Here is a 15,807-nt window from a genome sequence, read left to right as displayed (position 1 = left end):
GCGGAAGAGGGTGAAACAGCATGGGCGCGCGCCGCGCCCGCGAGATAGGACGAGTCTAAACTAGCTTGGCCTGATGCGCAGGGGCCACTCCGGCTTTACATGAGGGAGCCAATAGGGCGCAATGCCGCGAGGCGGCGGGTGCGTCTACCACTCAGCGCCTAACTCGGTATGATCTTTGACCGAGCTACCGTAAAGCAGAGAATGGGGTCCGCGCCAGACGCCTGGCCGGGAATAACAACAACTTTGTCAGCCGACGTCAGACCGTGCAGCCAGCATCCCAAAGCAGCCAGAGCTTTTTTTCCAGAATTCTTTTCCGTTTCATTGATTATTTGCGTGTACGGATTGCCCGGGCCTCCAAAGTTGGCGACAGGCCCATTTTCGATAACCGTCAGTTCCCTTGGGTGTCGGCGCTGGAAGCGCAGACACCCGCGATCCAGGCCGAGCTGGATGCGCTGCTGACTGAGCGGGATCGCTTGCCGGCTTTCCATGAAATATCGCCAGATGTCGGCATGATCACAGACGATGATCAATGGAAAACCTTTGTTTTCATAGGGTATGGCATGCGCTCGGCGCGTAATCTGGCGCGCTGTCCGGCTACTGCGAAGGCCTTGCAGGGTATTCCTGGTATCCGCACTGCCTTTTTCTCCATTCTTGAGGCGGGTAAGCGGATTCCCTTGCACAAAGGGCCTTACAACGGCGTATTGCGTCTGCACCTCGGTTTGCGGGTGCCCGAGCCGCGCGAGCACTGCTGGATTGAGGTGGATGGGCAGCGCTATGTCTGGCGCGAAGGCGAGGCAGTGGTGTTTGATGACTTGTACCCGCACCAAGTCCACAACGATACTCAGGGTTTGAGAGCGGTCTTGTTTGTCGATTTCGAACGGCCCTGCCGCGCGCCCGTGAGCTGGCTCAATCGCCTGGTGCTGGCCGTCGCGCCCATGAGTGATGAGATACGCCGAGGCAAAGCCAATCACGATGCTTGGGAGCAGACCTACTACGCCAAAAAGCGGGGCCGCACTTGATACGGACCGCCGTATTGCAGCCCAGAGAAATCCCCGTTGCAAGGCAGATACAAGCCTTTGTTTTTTCGCCTAAAAGCGGCTTGCATTACTAAGCTTGATGCGATAGAATGAACAGCTTTCCCAAATTGTTGGTTGGGTTGGCTCAGGCCTCACACCAGATAGCCCCGAGAAAACCTTGAGCGTAAAACCTCGAGAGCGCCCAAGGGCAAGGCTGGCAACCCAGGAAGTTTCCTGGGAAGCAAGGCTTGGCGCCGGTTTGACCGACTTGAAGGGAAATCCTCAGCAGGATTTCAACCCAGGGTCGTTGCTGCCAGCAGGCAGCGCGGACCTGACGGGACCAAAACTGGCAGGAAACGCGGGCCTATCCAACCGGGAAAGGACGTGTTTTCAGTTAAGTTGGAACAGGAAAAATCATGATCCAAATGCAGACCACGCTGGACGTGGCCGATAACACTGGTGCGCGTGCTGTCATGTGCATCAAGGTGCTCGGTGGCTCCAAGCGCCGCTATGCCGGTATCGGCGACATCATCAAGGTGAGCGTCAAAGATGCGGCCCCGCGCGGGCGCGTCAAAAAAGGCGAAATCTACAACGCTGTGGTGGTTCGTACCGCCAAGGGCGTACGCCGCAAAGACGGTTCGCTGATTCGTTTTGGCGGCAATGCCGCCGTGTTGCTCAATGCCAAGCTGGAGCCCATCGGCACCCGCATCTTCGGACCCGTTACGCGTGAACTGCGTACCGAGAAGTTCATGAAGATCGTGTCGCTGGCCCCGGAAGTGCTGTAAGGAGCCTACGATGAACAAGATTCTCAAAGGCGACGAAGTCATCGTTCTGACCGGTCGCGACAAGAAGCGTCGCGGCGTTGTGCTGGCTCGCGTTGACGCCGACCACGTTCTGGTCGAAGGCGTGAACGTCGTGAAAAAGCACCAGAAGGCCAATCCCATGGCCAACAACCCCGGTGGCATCGTCGAAAAGACGCTCCCGATTCATATCTCGAACGTGGCACTCTTCAACCCCGCTACCGGCAAGGCCGATCGCGTGGGCTTCAAAGAAGAAGATGGCCGCAAAGTTCGTGTGTTCCGTTCCAATGGTGCCGCTGTCGGCGCCAAGGCGTAAGGGGCGAAAGACATGTCTCGTTTGCAAGATTTCTACAAGAGCAAGGTCGCTGTCGACCTGCAAGCCAAGTTTGGCTACAAGAGCGTGATGGAAGTCCCCCGCATCACCAAGATCACCCTGAACATGGGTGTCTCGGAAGCGGTGGCTGACAAGAAGGTCATCGAGCACGCTGTCTCGGACCTGACCAAGATCGCCGGTCAAAAGCCCGTCATCACCAAGACGCGCAAAGCTATCGCGGGTTTCAAGATCCGTGAAAACTACCCGATCGGTTGCATGGTCACGCTGCGTGGTCAACGCATGTACGAATTCCTGGATCGCCTGGTCGCGATCGCGCTGCCGCGCGTGCGTGACTTCCGTGGTATCTCGGGTCGTGCATTTGACGGCCGCGGCAACTACAACATCGGGGTGAAAGAGCAAATCATTTTCCCCGAAATCGAGTACGACAAGATCGACGCGCTGCGTGGGCTGAACATCAGCATCACCACCTCCGCCAAGACCGACGAAGAAGCCAAGGCGCTGTTGACTGCCTTCAGCTTTCCGTTCCGCAACTAAGGGGCTGACGTGGCTAAACTCTCCCTCATCAATCGCGACATCAAGCGCGCCAAGCTGGCTGACAAGTTCGCCGCTCGCCGCGCTGAACTGAAAGCGATCATCGACGACCAGTCGAAGACTGACGAAGAACGTTACCAGGCTCGGCTGAAGCTGCAACAGCTGCCGCGCAATGCCAACCCGACGCGCCAACGCAATCGCTGCGTGGTGACCGGTCGTTCGCGCGGTGTGTTCCGCAAGTTCGGCCTGACCCGTCACAAACTGCGTGAAATGGCCATGAAGGGCGAAGTGCCCGGCATGACCAAGGCCAGCTGGTAGGAGAACGAATATGAGCATGAGCGATCCCATCGCCGATATGCTGACCCGCATTCGCAATGCGCAGCAAGTTGATAAGACTACGGTGAACATGCCCTCCTCGAAGCTGAAAGTGGCTATTGCCACCGTGCTGAAGGACGAAGGCTACATCGACAGTTTTGAAGTTAAGGGCAGCCAGGCCAAGCCTGAGCTCGAAATCACCCTGAAGTACTACGCCGGTCGTCCGGTTATCGAGCGCATTGAACGCGTCTCGCGCCCCGGTCTGCGTATCTACAAGGGCCGCAGCAACATTCCTCAGGTCATGAACGGCCTGGGTGTGGCTATCGTTTCGACCTCGCGCGGCGTCATGACCGACCGCAAGGCTCGCGCCAATGGCGTGGGCGGCGAAGTGCTGTGCTACGTGGCCTAAGGAGAACCGAATGTCACGTATCGCTAAGTATCCGGTCGAGCTGCCGAAGGGTGTTGAAGCCAGCATCCAGCAGGATCAGATCACCGTCAAGGGCCCCTTGGGCACCTTGGTGCAAGCCCTGACGGGCGACGTCAACATCGTTGAAGACGCCGGCAAACTGACTTTCGCCGCCGCCAACGATTCGCGTCACGCCAACGCCATGTCGGGCACCGTGCGCGCTCTGGTCGCCAACATGGTGACCGGTGTGAGCAAGGGCTTCGAACGCAAGCTGACGCTGGTGGGCGTGGGTTACCGCGCCTCCGTGCAAGGTGAAGCCGTCAAGCTGCAGTTGGGCTTTTCGCACGACATCCTGCACAAGCTGCCCGCTGGCATCAAGGCCGAGTGCCCGACCCAGACGGAAATCGTCATCAAGGGCGCCAACAAGCAAGTCGTCGGTCAGGTGGCCGCTGAAATCCGCGCTTACCGCGAACCCGAACCCTATAAGGGCAAGGGCGTGCGTTACGCCGATGAACGCGTCGTCATCAAAGAGACCAAGAAGAAGTAAAGGCGACAAGGACGAATCATGGACAAAAAAGTTACCCGTTTGCGTCGTGCGGTTCCGACCCGCCGGAAGATTACGCAGCTGGGCGTTCATCGCCTGTCGGTCTTCCGCTCGAACCAGCACATTTACGCCAACATCATTTCGCCGGAAGGCGATCGTGTGGTCGTCAGCGCTTCCACGCTCGAAGCCGAAGTGCGCACGCAGCTGGCTGGTCAGTCCGGTGCGGGTGGCAATGCCGCCGCTGCCGCTCTGATTGGCAAGCGCGTGGCAGAAAAGGCCAAGGCTGCCGGTATCGAACTGGTTGCCTTCGATCGCTCGGGCTTTCGTTACCATGGCCGCGTCAAGGCGCTGGCCGATGCCGCGCGTGAAGCCGGCCTGAAGTTCTAAGCGAGGATCAGTCAAATGGCTAAAGTACAAGGCAAGAACGCCGCGGAAAAAGAGAACGACGACGGTCTGCGCGAAAAGATGATCGCGGTCAACCGCGTGAGCAAAGTGGTCAAGGGTGGTCGCACCATGAGCTTTGCCGCGCTGACCGTGGTGGGCGATGGCGATGGTCGTATCGGTATGGGCAAGGGCAAGGCGCGTGAAGTGCCGGTGTCGGTCCAGAAGGCAATGGAACAGGCCCGTCGCGGCATGTTCAAGGTTGCCCTGAAGAACGGCACGCTGTATCACACCGTGGTGGGCAAGCATGGCGCCTCGACGGTGCTGATTTCGCCCGCCGCTGAAGGTACTGGCGTGATCGCCGGTGGCCCGATGCGCGCTATTTTTGAAGTGATGGGCGTGCGCAACGTCGTTGCCAAGAGCCTCGGCTCGAGCAACCCGTACAACATGGTTCGCGCCACGTTGAACGGTCTGCGCAATTCCCTGACCCCGTCGGAAGTTGCTGCCAAGCGCGGCAAGTCCGTCGAAGAGATCCTGGGGTAAATCATGGCTCAGAAGCAGATCAAAGTTACGCTCGTGCGCTCGGTGATCGGTACCAAGCAATCCCATCGCGACACCGTTCGCGGTCTGGGCCTGCGCGGTCTGAACAGCAGCCGCGTCCTGATTGACACGCCGGAAGTGCGCGGGATGCTCCGTAAGGTTGACTATCTCGTCACCGTTTCGGAAGCCTAAGGAATCACGATGTCGGATATTCAACTCAATTCGCTGAAGCCCGCTGAGGGCGCTAAGCACGCCAAGCGCCGCGTCGGCCGTGGCATCGGTTCGGGTCTGGGTAAGACCGCCGGCCGTGGTCACAAGGGTCAGAAGTCGCGCTCCGGTGGCTTTCATAAGGTTGGCTTCGAAGGCGGTCAAATGCCGCTGCAGCGTCGCCTGCCCAAGCGTGGTTTCACCCCGCTCGGTCAGCATCTGTACGCCGAAGTCCGTTTGTCGGATCTGCAGCGTCTCGACGTCGAGGAAATCGACGTCCAGGCTCTGAAGGCCGCAGGCGTGGTTGGCCAAGGTGTTCGTTACGCCAAGGTCATCAAGTCGGGTGAACTCTCGCGCAAGGTGGTGCTGCGTGGCATCACTGCGACGGCCGGCGCTCGCGCCGCTGTCGAGGCCGCGGGCGGCTCGCTCGCTTGATCGTGAGGTGAAGCGTGGCTAAAGCGCAGGCACTGGGCAAGACGGGTTCCCGATACGGCGATTTGAAACGTCGTCTCGTGTTTCTGGTCCTCGCCCTCGTGGTTTACCGTCTCGGTACACACATCCCTGTTCCGGGCATCAATCCGGACGCGCTGGCGGACTTGTTCCGCCAGAACCAGGGCGGGATCCTGGGCCTGTTCAACATGTTCTCGGGCGGTGCGCTTTCGCGCTTTTCGATTTTTGCCCTGGGGATCATGCCGTATATCTCGGCATCCATCATCATGCAGTTGATGTCGGTGGTGGTGCCGTCGCTGGAAGCGCTCAAGAAAGAGGGCGAGGCCGGCCGGCGCAAGATCACCCAATACACCCGCTACGGCACGCTAGTGCTGGCGCTGGTGCAGGCTGTGGGCATTTCGGTAGCGCTGGAATCACAACCCGGGCTTGTCGTCGATCCAGGCATGTTGTTCCGCTTCACTACGTTGGTGACGCTGGTCACCGGCACCATGTTCGTCATGTGGCTGGGTGAACAGATTACCGAACGTGGTCTGGGCAATGGTATTTCGATCTTGATCTTCACGGGTATCGTCGCGGGCTTGCCCTCGGCTTTGGCCGGGCTGCTGGACCTGGTGCGCACCAACTCTATGTCGGTGGTGTCCGCCCTGTTCATTCTGGCTCTGGTGGTGCTTGTGACGGCGTTTGTGGTGTTCGTTGAACGCGGGCAGCGCAAGATCACGGTCAACTATGCCAAGCGTCAGGTGGGCAACAAGGTCTACGGCGGTCAGAGCTCGCATCTGCCGCTCAAGCTGAACATGGCCGGGGTGATTCCGCCGATCTTTGCATCGTCGATCATTCTGTTCCCGGCTACGATCACCAGTTGGTTCTCCACTGGCGAGCGGATGGTCTGGCTGCGTGACCTGGCTGCTGCGCTCGAACCTCGTCAACCGCTCTACATCACGCTGTACGCGGCTGCGATCATCTTCTTCTGCTTTTTCTACACGGCTCTGGTGTTCAACAGCCGCGAAACGGCAGATAACTTGAAGAAGAGCGGTGCGTTCGTTCCAGGGATTCGTCCCGGTGAGCAAACCGCGCGTTACATCGACAAGATTCTGATGCGGCTTACGCTGGCGGGTGCCCTCTACATCACGCTGGTGTGCTTGTTGCCTGAGTTCTTGGTGATGCGCTGGAACGTACCGTTCTACTTTGGCGGAACGTCCCTGTTGATCATTGTGGTGGTGACGATGGATTTCATGGCGCAGGTTCAGGCCTACATGATGTCTCACCAGTACGACTCGCTGCTCAAGAAGGCTAACTTCAAGGGCTCGAGTTTGCCGATGCGATAGGCAAAGAGAATGTCAAAGGACGACGTCATCCAGATGCAAGGAGAGGTTCTCGAGAACCTCCCCAACGCGACATTTCGCGTCAAGCTCGAAAACGGCCACGTGGTGTTGGGGCATATTTCCGGCAAGATGCGCATGCATTACATCCGGATTCTGCCCGGAGACAAGGTCACAGTGGAGCTCACGCCCTATGACCTGACACGAGCAAGAATTGTTTTCCGCTCCAAGTGATGCGGAACCGGATTACGGAAAATTAGGAGTCAACCATGAAAGTAATGGCATCGGTTAAGCGGATCTGCCGCAACTGCAAAGTTATCAAACGTCACGGCGTGGTACGCGTCATCTGCACCGACCCGCGTCACAAGCAGCGTCAAGGCTAACCCCGGTTAGCTGTACGCAACGGATTAAATCAAGGAACAGTCATGGCCCGTATTGCTGGCATTAACATTCCGCCGCAACAGCACGCCGAGATCGGCCTGACCGCCATTTTTGGCGTCGGTCGTACGCGCGCCCGCAAGATCTGCGAAGCTGCTGGTGTACCCGTTACCAAAAAGGTCAAAGATCTGACCGACGCTGAGTTGGAACGCATCCGTGAACACCTGGGTGTGTTCACTGTTGAAGGCGACCTGCGTCGTGAAGTACAGCTCTCGATCAAGCGTTTGATCGACCTGGGAACCTACCGCGGTATGCGTCATAAGCGCGGTCTGCCCGTGCGCGGCCAGCGCACTCGCACCAACGCTCGCACCCGTAAGGGCCCGCGTCGTGCTGCTGCGTCCCTGAAGAAATAATCGAGGATTTAGATTATGGCGAAAGCTTCCACCAGCGGCGCTTCACGCGTACGCAAAAAGGTTAAGAAGAACGTCTCGGACGGCATCGCGCACGTTCACGCGTCGTTCAACAACACCATCATCACCATCACCGATCGCCAAGGCAATGCGTTGTCTTGGGCGACTTCGGGTGGTGCCGGCTTCAAGGGCTCGCGTAAATCGACCCCCTTCGCTGCTCAGGTTGCCGCTGAAACGGCTGGCCGCGTCGCGATGGAATACGGCATCAAGACCCTCGAAGTTCGCATCAAGGGACCTGGTCCTGGCCGCGAATCCTCGGTGCGCGCTCTGAATGCGCTGGGCATCAAGATCTCGAGCATTGCCGATATCACGCCCGTGCCGCATAACGGCTGCCGTCCGCCGAAGCGTCGTCGTATCTAAGGGGAACCTAAATGGCTCGTTATACTGGTCCCAAGTGCAAACTCTCGCGCCGCGAGGGCACTGATCTGTTTCTGAAGAGCGCTCGTCGCTCGCTGGATTCCAAGTGCAAGCTGGATTCCAAGCCCGGCCAGCATGGCCGTACCTCGGGTGCTCGCACCTCTGACTACGGTCTGCAACTGCGCGAAAAGCAAAAGCTCAAGCGTATGTACGGCGTGCTGGAAAAGCAGTTCCGCAAGTACTTCGCTGAAGCCGAGCGCCGCCGTGGCAACACGGGTGAAACGCTGATTCAGCTGCTGGAATCGCGTCTGGACAACGTCGTTTACCGCATGGGTTTCGGTTCGACCCGCGCTGAAGCCCGCCAACTGGTGAGCCACCGCGCTATCGAACTGAACGGCCACACCGCCGACATCGCTTCGATGCTGGTCAAGGCCGGTGACGTCATCACCGTGCGTGAAGGCGCCAAGAAGCAAGCCCGCATCCGCGAATCGCTGGATCTGGCTGCGAGCATCGGCATCCCCCAGTGGGTTGAAGTTGACTCGAACAAAATGACCGGCACGTTCAAGTCGCCCCCGGATCGTGCTGATGTCGCCCGCGACGTCAACGAATCCATGGTCGTGGAACTGTACTCGCGTTAATCGCCTGTCCGCCGTTTGCCTGCCCTGTGCCTGCAAACGGTTATACTTGCGAACTCAGCCCGCCCAGGCCTGTTTGGCCCTGGCGGGCTTTGCGATGTTTTACATCGCTTGTTTAACTTCCATCAGCCTTATCGGTGTAACGAGCCGAGGGTATTGAAAAGGAAATGCTCATATGTCTACCCAGGGTTTTCTGAAGCCGCGTTCTATCGAAGTCGAACCGGTTGGTCCCAATCACGCCAAGATCGTGATGGAGCCGTTCGAGCGTGGTTATGGCCACACGCTGGGCAATGCCCTGCGCCGCATTCTGCTGTCGTCGATGACCGGCTACGCGCCGACCGAAGTGCAGATGACGGGTGTGGTGCATGAGTATTCGACCATCCCCGGTGTTCGCGAAGACGTCGTCGACATTCTGCTGAACCTGAAGGGCGTGGTTTTCAAGCTGCACAACCGTGATGAAGTCACGTTGATTCTGCGCAAGAACGGTTCCGGTCTGGTGTTGGCCAGTGATATCGAGTTGCCGCACGACGTTGAAATCGTCAATCCCGAGCACCCCATTTGCAATTTGACCGATGCCGGCAAGTTGGAAATGCAGATCAAGGTCGAGAAGGGCCGTGGTTATGTGCCCGGTAACGTGCGCGCCTTGTCGGAAGACCGCACCCACACGATTGGCCGCATCATTCTGGACGCGTCGTTCAGCCCCGTGCGCCGTGTGAGCTATGCTGTGGAAAGCGCTCGCGTCGAGCAGCGTACCGATCTGGACAAGCTGGTGTTGGACATCGAAACCAACGGCGTTATTTCGCCCGAGGAAGCGGTGCGCCAATCGGCTCGCATCCTGATGGACCAGATCTCCGTGTTCGCCGCCCTGGAAGGCGCTGGCGACTCGTACGAGGCCCCGGTCCGCGGCACGCCGCAGATCGATCCGGTTCTGCTGCGTCCGGTCGACGATCTGGAACTGACCGTGCGTTCGGCCAACTGCCTGAAGGCCGAAAACATCTATTACATCGGCGACCTGATCCAGCGCACCGAGAACGAGTTGCTCAAGACCCCCAACCTGGGTCGCAAGTCGCTCAACGAGATCAAGGAAGTCCTGGCCGCACGCGGCCTGACGCTGGGCATGAAGCTCGAAAACTGGCCCCCGCTGGGCCTGGAGCGTCCGTAAGTCATTCGGCGCCGCGGGCCGTAAAGCCTGCGGCTGCCAAACTGAGGCATCTTCGGATGCCATGTTTCACCGGACCGCGCGACGCCAGATTAAAGCGTCCCGATAGAAGAGCCGGCTAACCCGGCGGCGGAAACGCCGTCTTTAGATTCAAAGGAAATCACCATGCGTCACGGTAACGGTCTGCGTAAACTCAATCGCACCAGCAGCCATCGTCTCGCCATGTTCCGCAACATGGCCGTTTCCTTGATCACTCACGAAGCGATCAAGACCACGCTGCCGAAGGCGAAAGAACTGCGCCGCGTCATCGAACCCCTCATCACCCTGGGCAAGGAACCCACCCTCGCGAACAAGCGTCTGGCTTTTGCCCGTCTGCGCGATCGTGATGCCGTGGTCAAGCTGTTCGCTGAAATCGGTCCGCGCTTCGCGAACCGCAACGGCGGCTACACCCGTGTCCTGAAGATGGGCTTCCGTCAGGGCGACAATGCTCCCATGGCCTACATGGAGCTGGTTGACCGTCCGGAAGTGGATGCTTCCGAAGCGGACGGCGCTGCTGAATAAAGCACTGCCTTAAGCGGCAAAAGCGGACCTTCGGGTCCGCTTTTGCTTTATGAATTCAAGCCTTGGCGTAGCTCTTGGGCGGTAGCGCGCAGCGCCTCATCGCTGGCCTGCGGCGGCATGATGAAGGTCAGGTCCTTCTCGGCGATGTATTGCGTGGATGTGATGTCCTGCGTATGGTGCATCGGAACGATATGCGCGTGGGCGTGCGCCACATGGATACCGGTAAAGGCAAACCCGACCCGTTCGACCCCATAGAGCGGTTTCATGTAACGGGCCAGGCGCTGGCCGATATGGGTGATGCGCCCGACCAGATCGACAGGCATGTCTTCGAAATAGGGGTAGTGCTGCTTGGGAATGATGAGCACGTGCCCGCGCCTGACCGGATGAATGTCCAGAAAGGCGAAAATGCGCAGATCTTCGTAAATAGCGTGTGCGGGAAGCTCGTGCCGCGCGATACGGCAGAACAGGCAGTGATCGGGCATGGCGGGTCTCCTGGTGGCTGGTCCTTGGAGGCCGGCCCTTCCCATAAAATACCCTGAGTTGTCGGGCACATGTCTTAATCAGGAGGTCTTATGTTGCGAGACGACGACGTTGTGCTGATCATCAGCAACGCTCCAGACATGCTGCTGGCCAAACGTATTGCGCATGAGTTGGTCAAAGATGGAATGGCGGCCTGCGTGAACCTTGGTCAGCCTGCCTTGTCTGTCTATCGCTGGAAGGACGAAATCGAAAGCGCGGAGGAAATCCCGCTGACCATTAAAACCACCTGCGGCAGGCAGTCGGCGGTCGTGAGCACGTTGCAGCGCCTGCACCCCTACGAGGTTCCCGAAATCATCATGGTTCCCGTGATCGGTGGCGCGTCTTCGTATCTGGACTGGGTGCGTGAACAGGTATCAGTGCAAGATTGACAAGAGGATTTATGCAGGCAATGAATCGCATCCAAAGAACAGAGGTCTTGCTCTGGGGCCTTCTGTTTTCGCTGTGCCTGCTGTTGTCGTTCGGACGCGCGGCTCAGGCGGCATCCGAAGCCGATTTTCTGGCGCCGGAACGTGCTTTCCAATTCAGCGCGACCCAGCCCGAGCCCGATTGGCTGGACCTGCATTTCAAGGTGGCGCCCGGCTATTACATGTACCGGGAGCGCTTCGAGCTCGTCGGGCAACCAGGCATTGACACGGCTGCAGCGGTTTTTCCAGCGGGTGAGGTCAAATACGACTCGACCTTCGAGAAAGACATGGAGGTCTATCACAACGACGTGCTGATCCGTGTCCCGCTTAAGCTGACAGGCGAACCGGCTCGTATGCGCGTAACCAGTCAGGGCTGCGCCGATGCGGGTCTGTGCTATCCCCCGATGTCCCATCTGGTGACCTTGACGCCGCAAGCGGGCGCTTATGCCATTACAAGCTCTCTTATCGAGCCAGGGCAAGAGGAGGCCGCGCTGGCGAGCGCCGTATCCACCGCGCCGGCTACGCCGGCGAAAGGCAGTTTGAGCGCCTTGCTCGATGCGGGCGATCTCGGTCTGGCTGGGGCCATCGGCAGTTTGGGCATTGCGGGAACGGCAGGGGTGTTCTTCCTGCTGGGCCTGCTGTTGGCTTTCACGCCCTGCGTCTTGCCCATGATTCCGATTCTGTCGTCCATCATCGTGGGACGTGGCGAGGCGCCCTCGCGTGGGCGCGGCTTGCGTCTGGCGCTGGCTTATGTCTTAGGCATGTCGGTGGTCTATACGGCCCTGGGCGTAGCGGCCGGCCTGAGCGGCGCAGGCCTGTCTGCCTGGCTGCAAACTCCCTGGGTGCTGACCTTATTCGCCGTCTTGCTGGCGCTGCTGGCGCTGGCCATGTTTGATGCCTACACGCTCCAGTTGCCGGCCTCCTGGCAGGCGGGTCTCTCCGCACGCTCGAATCGCATTCCGGGCGGGCGCTATACCGGCGCTTGGCTGATGGGCGCAATCTCTGCGCTTATTGTGGGGCCCTGCGTGGCTGCGCCGTTGGCCGGCGCTTTGCTCTATATCTCTCAGACCGGCGATGTATTGTTGGGCGGCTCGGCGCTGTTCTCGATGGCCTGGGGCATGGGCGTGCCCTTGCTGGTGGTCGGCGCGTCTTCGGGAGCCTTGCTGCCCAAGGCGGGGCCCTGGATGGATGGCGTCAAGCGCCTGTTTGGCATGTTGTTGCTGGCAACGGCATGGTGGATGCTGATCCCGATCCTGCCTGTGTGGGTCCTGATGTTGGGTTGGGCCTTTCTGGCCTTGGTGGCGGCTGTCATGTTGTGCGCCTTTGAGCCGCTGCCTGCCGCTGCAGGCGCGGTTCGGATGTTCGCCAAGGGTCTTGGTTTGCTGTTGGCATTGGGGGCGCTGGTATGGGTGGTGGGTGTTGCCAGCGGCGGGCGCGATGCCTTTGCGCCCTTGGCCCATCTTGCCGCGCGCGGGCAGGCCGCGCCCGCAGCTACCCCTCATGAGCCGTTCACCCGGATACGTTCGATCGCCGAACTGGATGCCGCACTGGCTGCCAGTACGCGACCGGTGATGCTGGATTTCTACGCTGACTGGTGTGTGTCTTGCCGCGAGATGGAGCGCTTTACCTTTACGGACCCGGCAGTGGCGCAACGCATGGCCGGCATGTTGTTACTGCAAGTCGATGTCACGCAGAACAACGCCGAAGACCGGGCCCTGCTTAAGCGCTTTAATCTGTTCGGGCCTCCGGGCATCATGTTTTTCGCGCCAGGCGGGCGGCTGCTCGAGCAGCCCCGCGTGGTGGGTTTTCAGGATGCAGCGCGCTTTTCCGCCTCGCTCGATGAGGCGCTGGCCGAGGCGCGCTAAGCGCGCGCCAGCAGCGTCTTGGGCGGGGGCGGGTATGAAAATGGCGGCTCGAGGCCGCCATTTTTTGGTTTACCGCCGTCGTTAACGTGTCGTGTTCAACAGCTCGGCGGCCTCGATGGCAAAGTAGGTCAAAATGCCGTCGGCGCCTGCGCGCTTGAAGGCCAGCAGGGCTTCCATCATGACCTTGTCGTGGTCCAGCCAGCCATTGGCCGCGGCCGCTTTGATCATGGCGTACTCGCCGCTGACCTGGTAGGCGAAGGTCGGTACGCGGAAGGCGTCTTTTACGCGGCGCAGCACGTCCAGGTAGGGCATGCCGGGTTTGACCATCACCATGTCGGCGCCCTCGGCGAGATCGCCGGCGACTTCGCGCAAGGCCTCGTCAAGATTGGCCGGGTCCATCTGGTAGGCCATTTTATTGGACTTGCCCAGATTGCTGGCCGACCCCACGGCATCCCGGAAAGGGCCGTAGAAGGCGCTGGCGTACTTGGCCGAGTAGGCCATGATGCGGGTATGGATATGGCCCGTGTCTTCGAGCGCCTGGCGCACTGCGCCGATACGCCCGTCCATCATGTCGCTGGGCGCGACGATATCCACGCCGGCCTGCGCCTGAACCAGGGCCTGGCGCGTGAGGATTTCGACCGTGGGCTCATTCAGGACATAGCCGTCTTCGTCGATCAGGCCATCCTGCCCGTGGCTGGTGTAGGGGTCCAGCGCGACATCGGTCAGCACCCCCAGCTCGGGAAAGCGCGATTTCAACTCGGCCACCACACGCGGAATCAGGCCATCGGGATTCGTGGCTTCGATACCGTCGGGCGTTTTCAGGCTGGGATCGATCACGGGGAAGAGGGCCATGACCGGGATGCCAAGCTGTACGCAGCGTTCGGCGACGGCGAGCAAGGTGTCGGGCGAGTAGCGGACCACACCGGGCAAAGACGGCACTGCCTGCTGCAATCCTTTTCCCTCGGCAACAAAAACCGGGTAGATCAGGTCGTTGACGGTGAGCGCGTTCTCACGCACCAAGCGGCGCGTGAAGTCATCGCGGCGCAGTCGACGCGGGCGGGAGGCAGGGAAAGCAGGCGAAATGATATGGGGAGTCATGGCACTACCTTGGGAGAGATCCAGTTCTCGATCTGTGCAGTGGCGTCTTCGAGGCCAATGCGCTCGGTCGCCGAGAAAGGCACCGTATTGAGGGCACCGATATAGGCCAATTGTTTGCGCACCTCGAATACGGTGCGCACGCGGTGGCCATAAGGCAGTTTGTCCGCTTTGGTCAGCAATGCCAGGACCGGCCGGCCGGTCGGGGCGATGAAGTCTGCAAGACGGCGATCCAGCTCGGTGACGCCGCGCCGGATGTCGATCATCAGCACGATGCCCACCAATGAGCTGCGATCGCGTAGGTAACCGCCCAGAATGTCCGCCCACTTTTCCTTTTCACGGTGGGCAACCGATGCGTAGCCATAGCCGGGCAGGTCAACCAGAAAGCCCAGAGGCTGTTGCGGGTTGAGCGGGTCCGGCAGGCCGAACATATTGATCAGGCGCGTGCGTCCGGGCGTTTTACTGGAGAAGGCCAGGCGGCGCTGATTACACAGCACATTGATGGAGGAGGATTTGCCGGCGTTGGAGCGGCCGACGAAGGCCACTTCGGGCGCGCCGGCGGGCGGCAGCTGATCCAGGCGGGCTGCCGAAACAAAGAAAGAGGCGCGATGGAGAAGGGACACGGATTGTTCTGGGGGGGTGATATCAACCCCTATTGTATAATCGCCCGTTACCGACCGTGGCAATGGCCAATGGCTCTTGGCGGTTCGAACCGCAGCCATCACCGCATCTGGTGGCGTATCGACTCCGCCTGTTCGACACTGAGTTGCCGAGGTCTCCATGAAGCGTATGTTGTCGTGGCTTGTATGTCCTGGCTTGTAAATGGCCTGTTGGGGCTGCTGCTGGTCATTGCAACATCGGCTTTCGCTGCGGCGCCAGCCAAGCCCGATATGGAAAGAGGTGCTCGCCTCTTTGATCAGGGCGATCCCTCCCGAGGTATTGTTGCCTGTGCGTCCTGTCATGGCGCGGGCGGCAACAGTGAAATCCCGGTTTATCCCAATCTTGCCGCGCAGCCTCACGAGTATCTCGCCAGGCAGTTGCATGATTTTCAAATTCGGCCCGGTGCGACGCAGCCTCGGCGTATGGCTGCGGATGGCGAGGTCTCGGTCATGACTCCGATGGTCGAGGCGTTGACCCCGGCCGACATCCAGGACATCGCGCTTTATCTGGCGCAACAAGCCTTGAGCGCGCCGGCCAGCGCGGCCCTGCCTGAGTTGTTCGAACCTGGGCAGAGACTCTGGCGTGCGGGAGCCGCAGATCGGGGTGTACCAGCCTGTGCGGCCTGCCATGGCCCGAATGGCGCGGGTCTGCCAGCGCAATATCCCCGGCTGGCAGGCCAGTTTTCGGACTATCTCAAAGAGCAACTCACATTGTTGCGCAGCGGCGCCCGCTCGAACAGCCCGGTCATGCAGGATATTGCCGGCCGTCTGACCGACGACGATATCAAGGCTGTGGCAGACTATGGGGCAGGCTTGCGTTGATTGACGGTCATCGCATCAG

The 15,807-nt window shown here is 59.8% G+C and carries 25 protein-coding genes; 22 read left to right on the top strand and 3 right to left on the bottom strand.

From position 1 onward, the window contains the following. The first annotated feature begins 263 nt into the window (after positions 1-263). The 19 genes from U0029_RS16930 (at position 264) to rplQ (ending at position 10,403) form a co-directional block, all read left to right on the top strand. Entirely contained in the window at positions 264-1,019 is a 756-nt protein-coding gene (locus tag U0029_RS16930; protein ID WP_249037533.1) for an aspartyl/asparaginyl beta-hydroxylase domain-containing protein, read from the top strand. 413 nt (positions 1,020-1,432) lie between these two features. Then, positions 1,433-1,801 (top strand): 50S ribosomal protein L14, encoded by a 369-nt coding sequence (gene rplN, locus U0029_RS16925; RefSeq protein WP_005017313.1) that lies wholly within the window; start codon positions 1,433-1,435, stop codon positions 1,799-1,801. A gap of 10 nt (positions 1,802-1,811) precedes the next feature. Continuing rightward, entirely contained in the window at positions 1,812-2,132 is a 321-nt protein-coding gene (gene rplX / locus U0029_RS16920; protein ID WP_012415751.1) for a 50S ribosomal protein L24, read from the top strand. Positions 2,133-2,144: 12 nt separating this feature from the next. After that, the gene (gene rplE, locus U0029_RS16915; protein WP_012415752.1) at positions 2,145-2,684 is read left to right on the top strand and encodes a 50S ribosomal protein L5; all 540 of its coding nucleotides are present in this window, start codon (positions 2,145-2,147) and stop codon (positions 2,682-2,684) included. 9 nt (positions 2,685-2,693) lie between these two features. Further along, complete coding sequence (gene rpsN, locus U0029_RS16910; RefSeq protein ID WP_039051807.1) at positions 2,694-2,999, top strand: 30S ribosomal protein S14; 306 nt, start codon at positions 2,694-2,696, stop codon at positions 2,997-2,999. Between the two features lie 10 nt (positions 3,000-3,009). After that, a complete protein-coding gene (gene rpsH / locus U0029_RS16905) occupies positions 3,010-3,405 on the top strand; it encodes a 30S ribosomal protein S8 (protein WP_012415754.1) in 396 nt (131 codons plus the stop codon). Positions 3,406-3,415: 10 nt separating this feature from the next. Further along, on the top strand, positions 3,416-3,949 hold the full coding sequence (rplF, locus tag U0029_RS16900) for a 50S ribosomal protein L6 (RefSeq protein WP_012415755.1): 534 nt from the start codon (positions 3,416-3,418) through the stop codon (positions 3,947-3,949). Positions 3,950-3,967: 18 nt separating this feature from the next. Beyond that, on the top strand, positions 3,968-4,333 hold the full coding sequence (gene rplR / locus U0029_RS16895) for a 50S ribosomal protein L18 (RefSeq protein WP_012415756.1): 366 nt from the start codon (positions 3,968-3,970) through the stop codon (positions 4,331-4,333). Between the two features lie 15 nt (positions 4,334-4,348). After that, positions 4,349-4,870 carry a 30S ribosomal protein S5 gene (rpsE, locus tag U0029_RS16890; RefSeq protein WP_012415757.1) on the top strand — a complete coding sequence of 174 codons (522 nt, stop codon included), beginning with the start codon at positions 4,349-4,351 and terminating at the stop codon, positions 4,868-4,870. A gap of 3 nt (positions 4,871-4,873) precedes the next feature. After that, positions 4,874-5,059: a 50S ribosomal protein L30 gene (gene rpmD, locus U0029_RS16885; RefSeq protein WP_012415758.1), complete on the top strand. Its 186-nt coding sequence runs from the start codon at positions 4,874-4,876 to the stop codon at positions 5,057-5,059. A gap of 9 nt (positions 5,060-5,068) precedes the next feature. Further along, entirely contained in the window at positions 5,069-5,509 is a 441-nt protein-coding gene (rplO, locus tag U0029_RS16880) for a 50S ribosomal protein L15 (protein ID WP_012415759.1), read from the top strand. 14 nt (positions 5,510-5,523) lie between these two features. Further along, positions 5,524-6,849, top strand: coding sequence for a preprotein translocase subunit SecY (secY, locus tag U0029_RS16875; RefSeq protein WP_039051808.1), 1,326 nt, complete (start codon positions 5,524-5,526; stop codon positions 6,847-6,849). 9 nt (positions 6,850-6,858) lie between these two features. Next, positions 6,859-7,077, top strand: a complete 219-nt coding sequence (gene infA, locus U0029_RS16870) for a translation initiation factor IF-1 (RefSeq protein WP_003806927.1) — start codon at positions 6,859-6,861, stop codon at positions 7,075-7,077. A gap of 35 nt (positions 7,078-7,112) precedes the next feature. Then, the gene (gene rpmJ, locus U0029_RS16865) at positions 7,113-7,226 is read left to right on the top strand and encodes a 50S ribosomal protein L36 (RefSeq protein ID WP_003806928.1); all 114 of its coding nucleotides are present in this window, start codon (positions 7,113-7,115) and stop codon (positions 7,224-7,226) included. A gap of 42 nt (positions 7,227-7,268) precedes the next feature. Then, positions 7,269-7,634: a 30S ribosomal protein S13 gene (rpsM, locus tag U0029_RS16860; protein ID WP_012415761.1), complete on the top strand. Its 366-nt coding sequence runs from the start codon at positions 7,269-7,271 to the stop codon at positions 7,632-7,634. Between the two features lie 15 nt (positions 7,635-7,649). After that, positions 7,650-8,051, top strand: a complete 402-nt coding sequence (gene rpsK, locus U0029_RS16855) for a 30S ribosomal protein S11 (RefSeq protein ID WP_003806930.1) — start codon at positions 7,650-7,652, stop codon at positions 8,049-8,051. Positions 8,052-8,062: 11 nt separating this feature from the next. Further along, complete coding sequence (gene rpsD / locus U0029_RS16850; protein ID WP_012415762.1) at positions 8,063-8,686, top strand: 30S ribosomal protein S4; 624 nt, start codon at positions 8,063-8,065, stop codon at positions 8,684-8,686. A gap of 172 nt (positions 8,687-8,858) precedes the next feature. Beyond that, entirely contained in the window at positions 8,859-9,845 is a 987-nt protein-coding gene (locus U0029_RS16845; protein WP_012415763.1) for a DNA-directed RNA polymerase subunit alpha, read from the top strand. A gap of 162 nt (positions 9,846-10,007) precedes the next feature. Further along, entirely contained in the window at positions 10,008-10,403 is a 396-nt protein-coding gene (gene rplQ, locus U0029_RS16840) for a 50S ribosomal protein L17 (RefSeq protein WP_012415764.1), read from the top strand. 47 nt (positions 10,404-10,450) lie between these two features. Here the strand turns inward: rplQ and U0029_RS16835 are convergent, their stop codons facing one another. Further along, on the bottom strand, positions 10,451-10,885 hold the full coding sequence (locus U0029_RS16835; protein ID WP_012415765.1) for an HIT family protein: 435 nt from the start codon (positions 10,883-10,885) through the stop codon (positions 10,451-10,453). A gap of 90 nt (positions 10,886-10,975) precedes the next feature. On the opposite strand from U0029_RS16835, the gene cutA reads away from it, so the two are divergent. Beyond that, a complete protein-coding gene (cutA, locus tag U0029_RS16830; protein ID WP_012415766.1) occupies positions 10,976-11,311 on the top strand; it encodes a divalent-cation tolerance protein CutA in 336 nt (111 codons plus the stop codon). 20 nt (positions 11,312-11,331) lie between these two features. Beyond that, positions 11,332-13,212, top strand: coding sequence for a protein-disulfide reductase DsbD (gene dsbD / locus U0029_RS16825; RefSeq protein ID WP_370510834.1), 1,881 nt, complete (start codon positions 11,332-11,334; stop codon positions 13,210-13,212). 81 nt (positions 13,213-13,293) lie between these two features. Here dsbD and hemB read toward each other — a convergent pair whose 3' ends face one another. Continuing rightward, positions 13,294-14,310, bottom strand: a complete 1,017-nt coding sequence (gene hemB, locus U0029_RS16820) for a porphobilinogen synthase (RefSeq protein WP_012415768.1) — start codon at positions 14,308-14,310, stop codon at positions 13,294-13,296. Next, complete coding sequence (gene yihA / locus U0029_RS16815) at positions 14,307-14,930, bottom strand: ribosome biogenesis GTP-binding protein YihA/YsxC (protein WP_114851570.1); 624 nt, start codon at positions 14,928-14,930, stop codon at positions 14,307-14,309. The genes hemB and yihA overlap by 4 nt, the downstream gene beginning before the upstream one ends. A 183-nt stretch (positions 14,931-15,113) precedes the next feature. Here yihA and U0029_RS16810 point away from each other — a divergent pair, with 183 nt between their 5' ends. After that, positions 15,114-15,788 carry a c-type cytochrome gene (locus U0029_RS16810; protein WP_114851571.1) on the top strand — a complete coding sequence of 225 codons (675 nt, stop codon included), beginning with the start codon at positions 15,114-15,116 and terminating at the stop codon, positions 15,786-15,788. The last annotated feature ends 19 nt before the right edge of the window (positions 15,789-15,807 follow it).

This window comes from Bordetella avium, from assembly GCF_034424645.1.
Lineage (GTDB): Bacteria > Pseudomonadota > Gammaproteobacteria > Burkholderiales > Burkholderiaceae_B > Bordetella > Bordetella avium.
Note: the sequence above shows the minus strand (reverse complement) of the source record. Positions and strands in the feature narration are given on the sequence as shown.

Bases quoted from the DNA above. Each gene is read 5' to 3' on its own strand.
- rplN (WP_005017313.1), top strand. From the start codon at position 1,433: ATGATCCAAATGCAGACCACGCTGGACGTGGCCGATAACACTGGTGCG.
- rplX (WP_012415751.1), top strand. From the start codon at position 1,812: ATGAACAAGATTCTCAAAGGCGACGAAGTCATCGTTCTGACCGGTCGC.
- rplE (WP_012415752.1), top strand. From the start codon at position 2,145: ATGTCTCGTTTGCAAGATTTCTACAAGAGCAAGGTCGCTGTCGACCTG.
- rpsH (WP_012415754.1), top strand. From the start codon at position 3,010: ATGAGCATGAGCGATCCCATCGCCGATATGCTGACCCGCATTCGCAAT.
- rplF (WP_012415755.1), top strand. From the start codon at position 3,416: ATGTCACGTATCGCTAAGTATCCGGTCGAGCTGCCGAAGGGTGTTGAA.
- rplR (WP_012415756.1), top strand. From the start codon at position 3,968: ATGGACAAAAAAGTTACCCGTTTGCGTCGTGCGGTTCCGACCCGCCGG.
- rpsE (WP_012415757.1), top strand. From the start codon at position 4,349: ATGGCTAAAGTACAAGGCAAGAACGCCGCGGAAAAAGAGAACGACGAC.
- rpmD (WP_012415758.1), top strand. From the start codon at position 4,874: ATGGCTCAGAAGCAGATCAAAGTTACGCTCGTGCGCTCGGTGATCGGT.
- rplO (WP_012415759.1), top strand. From the start codon at position 5,069: ATGTCGGATATTCAACTCAATTCGCTGAAGCCCGCTGAGGGCGCTAAG.
- infA (WP_003806927.1), top strand. From the start codon at position 6,859: ATGTCAAAGGACGACGTCATCCAGATGCAAGGAGAGGTTCTCGAGAAC.
- rpmJ (WP_003806928.1), top strand. From the start codon at position 7,113: ATGAAAGTAATGGCATCGGTTAAGCGGATCTGCCGCAACTGCAAAGTT.
- rpsM (WP_012415761.1), top strand. From the start codon at position 7,269: ATGGCCCGTATTGCTGGCATTAACATTCCGCCGCAACAGCACGCCGAG.
- rpsK (WP_003806930.1), top strand. From the start codon at position 7,650: ATGGCGAAAGCTTCCACCAGCGGCGCTTCACGCGTACGCAAAAAGGTT.
- rpsD (WP_012415762.1), top strand. From the start codon at position 8,063: ATGGCTCGTTATACTGGTCCCAAGTGCAAACTCTCGCGCCGCGAGGGC.
- U0029_RS16845 (WP_012415763.1), top strand. From the start codon at position 8,859: ATGTCTACCCAGGGTTTTCTGAAGCCGCGTTCTATCGAAGTCGAACCG.
- rplQ (WP_012415764.1), top strand. From the start codon at position 10,008: ATGCGTCACGGTAACGGTCTGCGTAAACTCAATCGCACCAGCAGCCAT.
- U0029_RS16835 (WP_012415765.1), bottom strand. From the start codon at position 10,885: ATGCCCGATCACTGCCTGTTCTGCCGTATCGCGCGGCACGAGCTTCCC.
- cutA (WP_012415766.1), top strand. From the start codon at position 10,976: ATGTTGCGAGACGACGACGTTGTGCTGATCATCAGCAACGCTCCAGAC.
- dsbD (WP_370510834.1), top strand. From the start codon at position 11,332: ATGAATCGCATCCAAAGAACAGAGGTCTTGCTCTGGGGCCTTCTGTTT.
- hemB (WP_012415768.1), bottom strand. From the start codon at position 14,310: ATGACTCCCCATATCATTTCGCCTGCTTTCCCTGCCTCCCGCCCGCGT.
- U0029_RS16810 (WP_114851571.1), top strand. From the start codon at position 15,114: ATGTCCTGGCTTGTAAATGGCCTGTTGGGGCTGCTGCTGGTCATTGCA.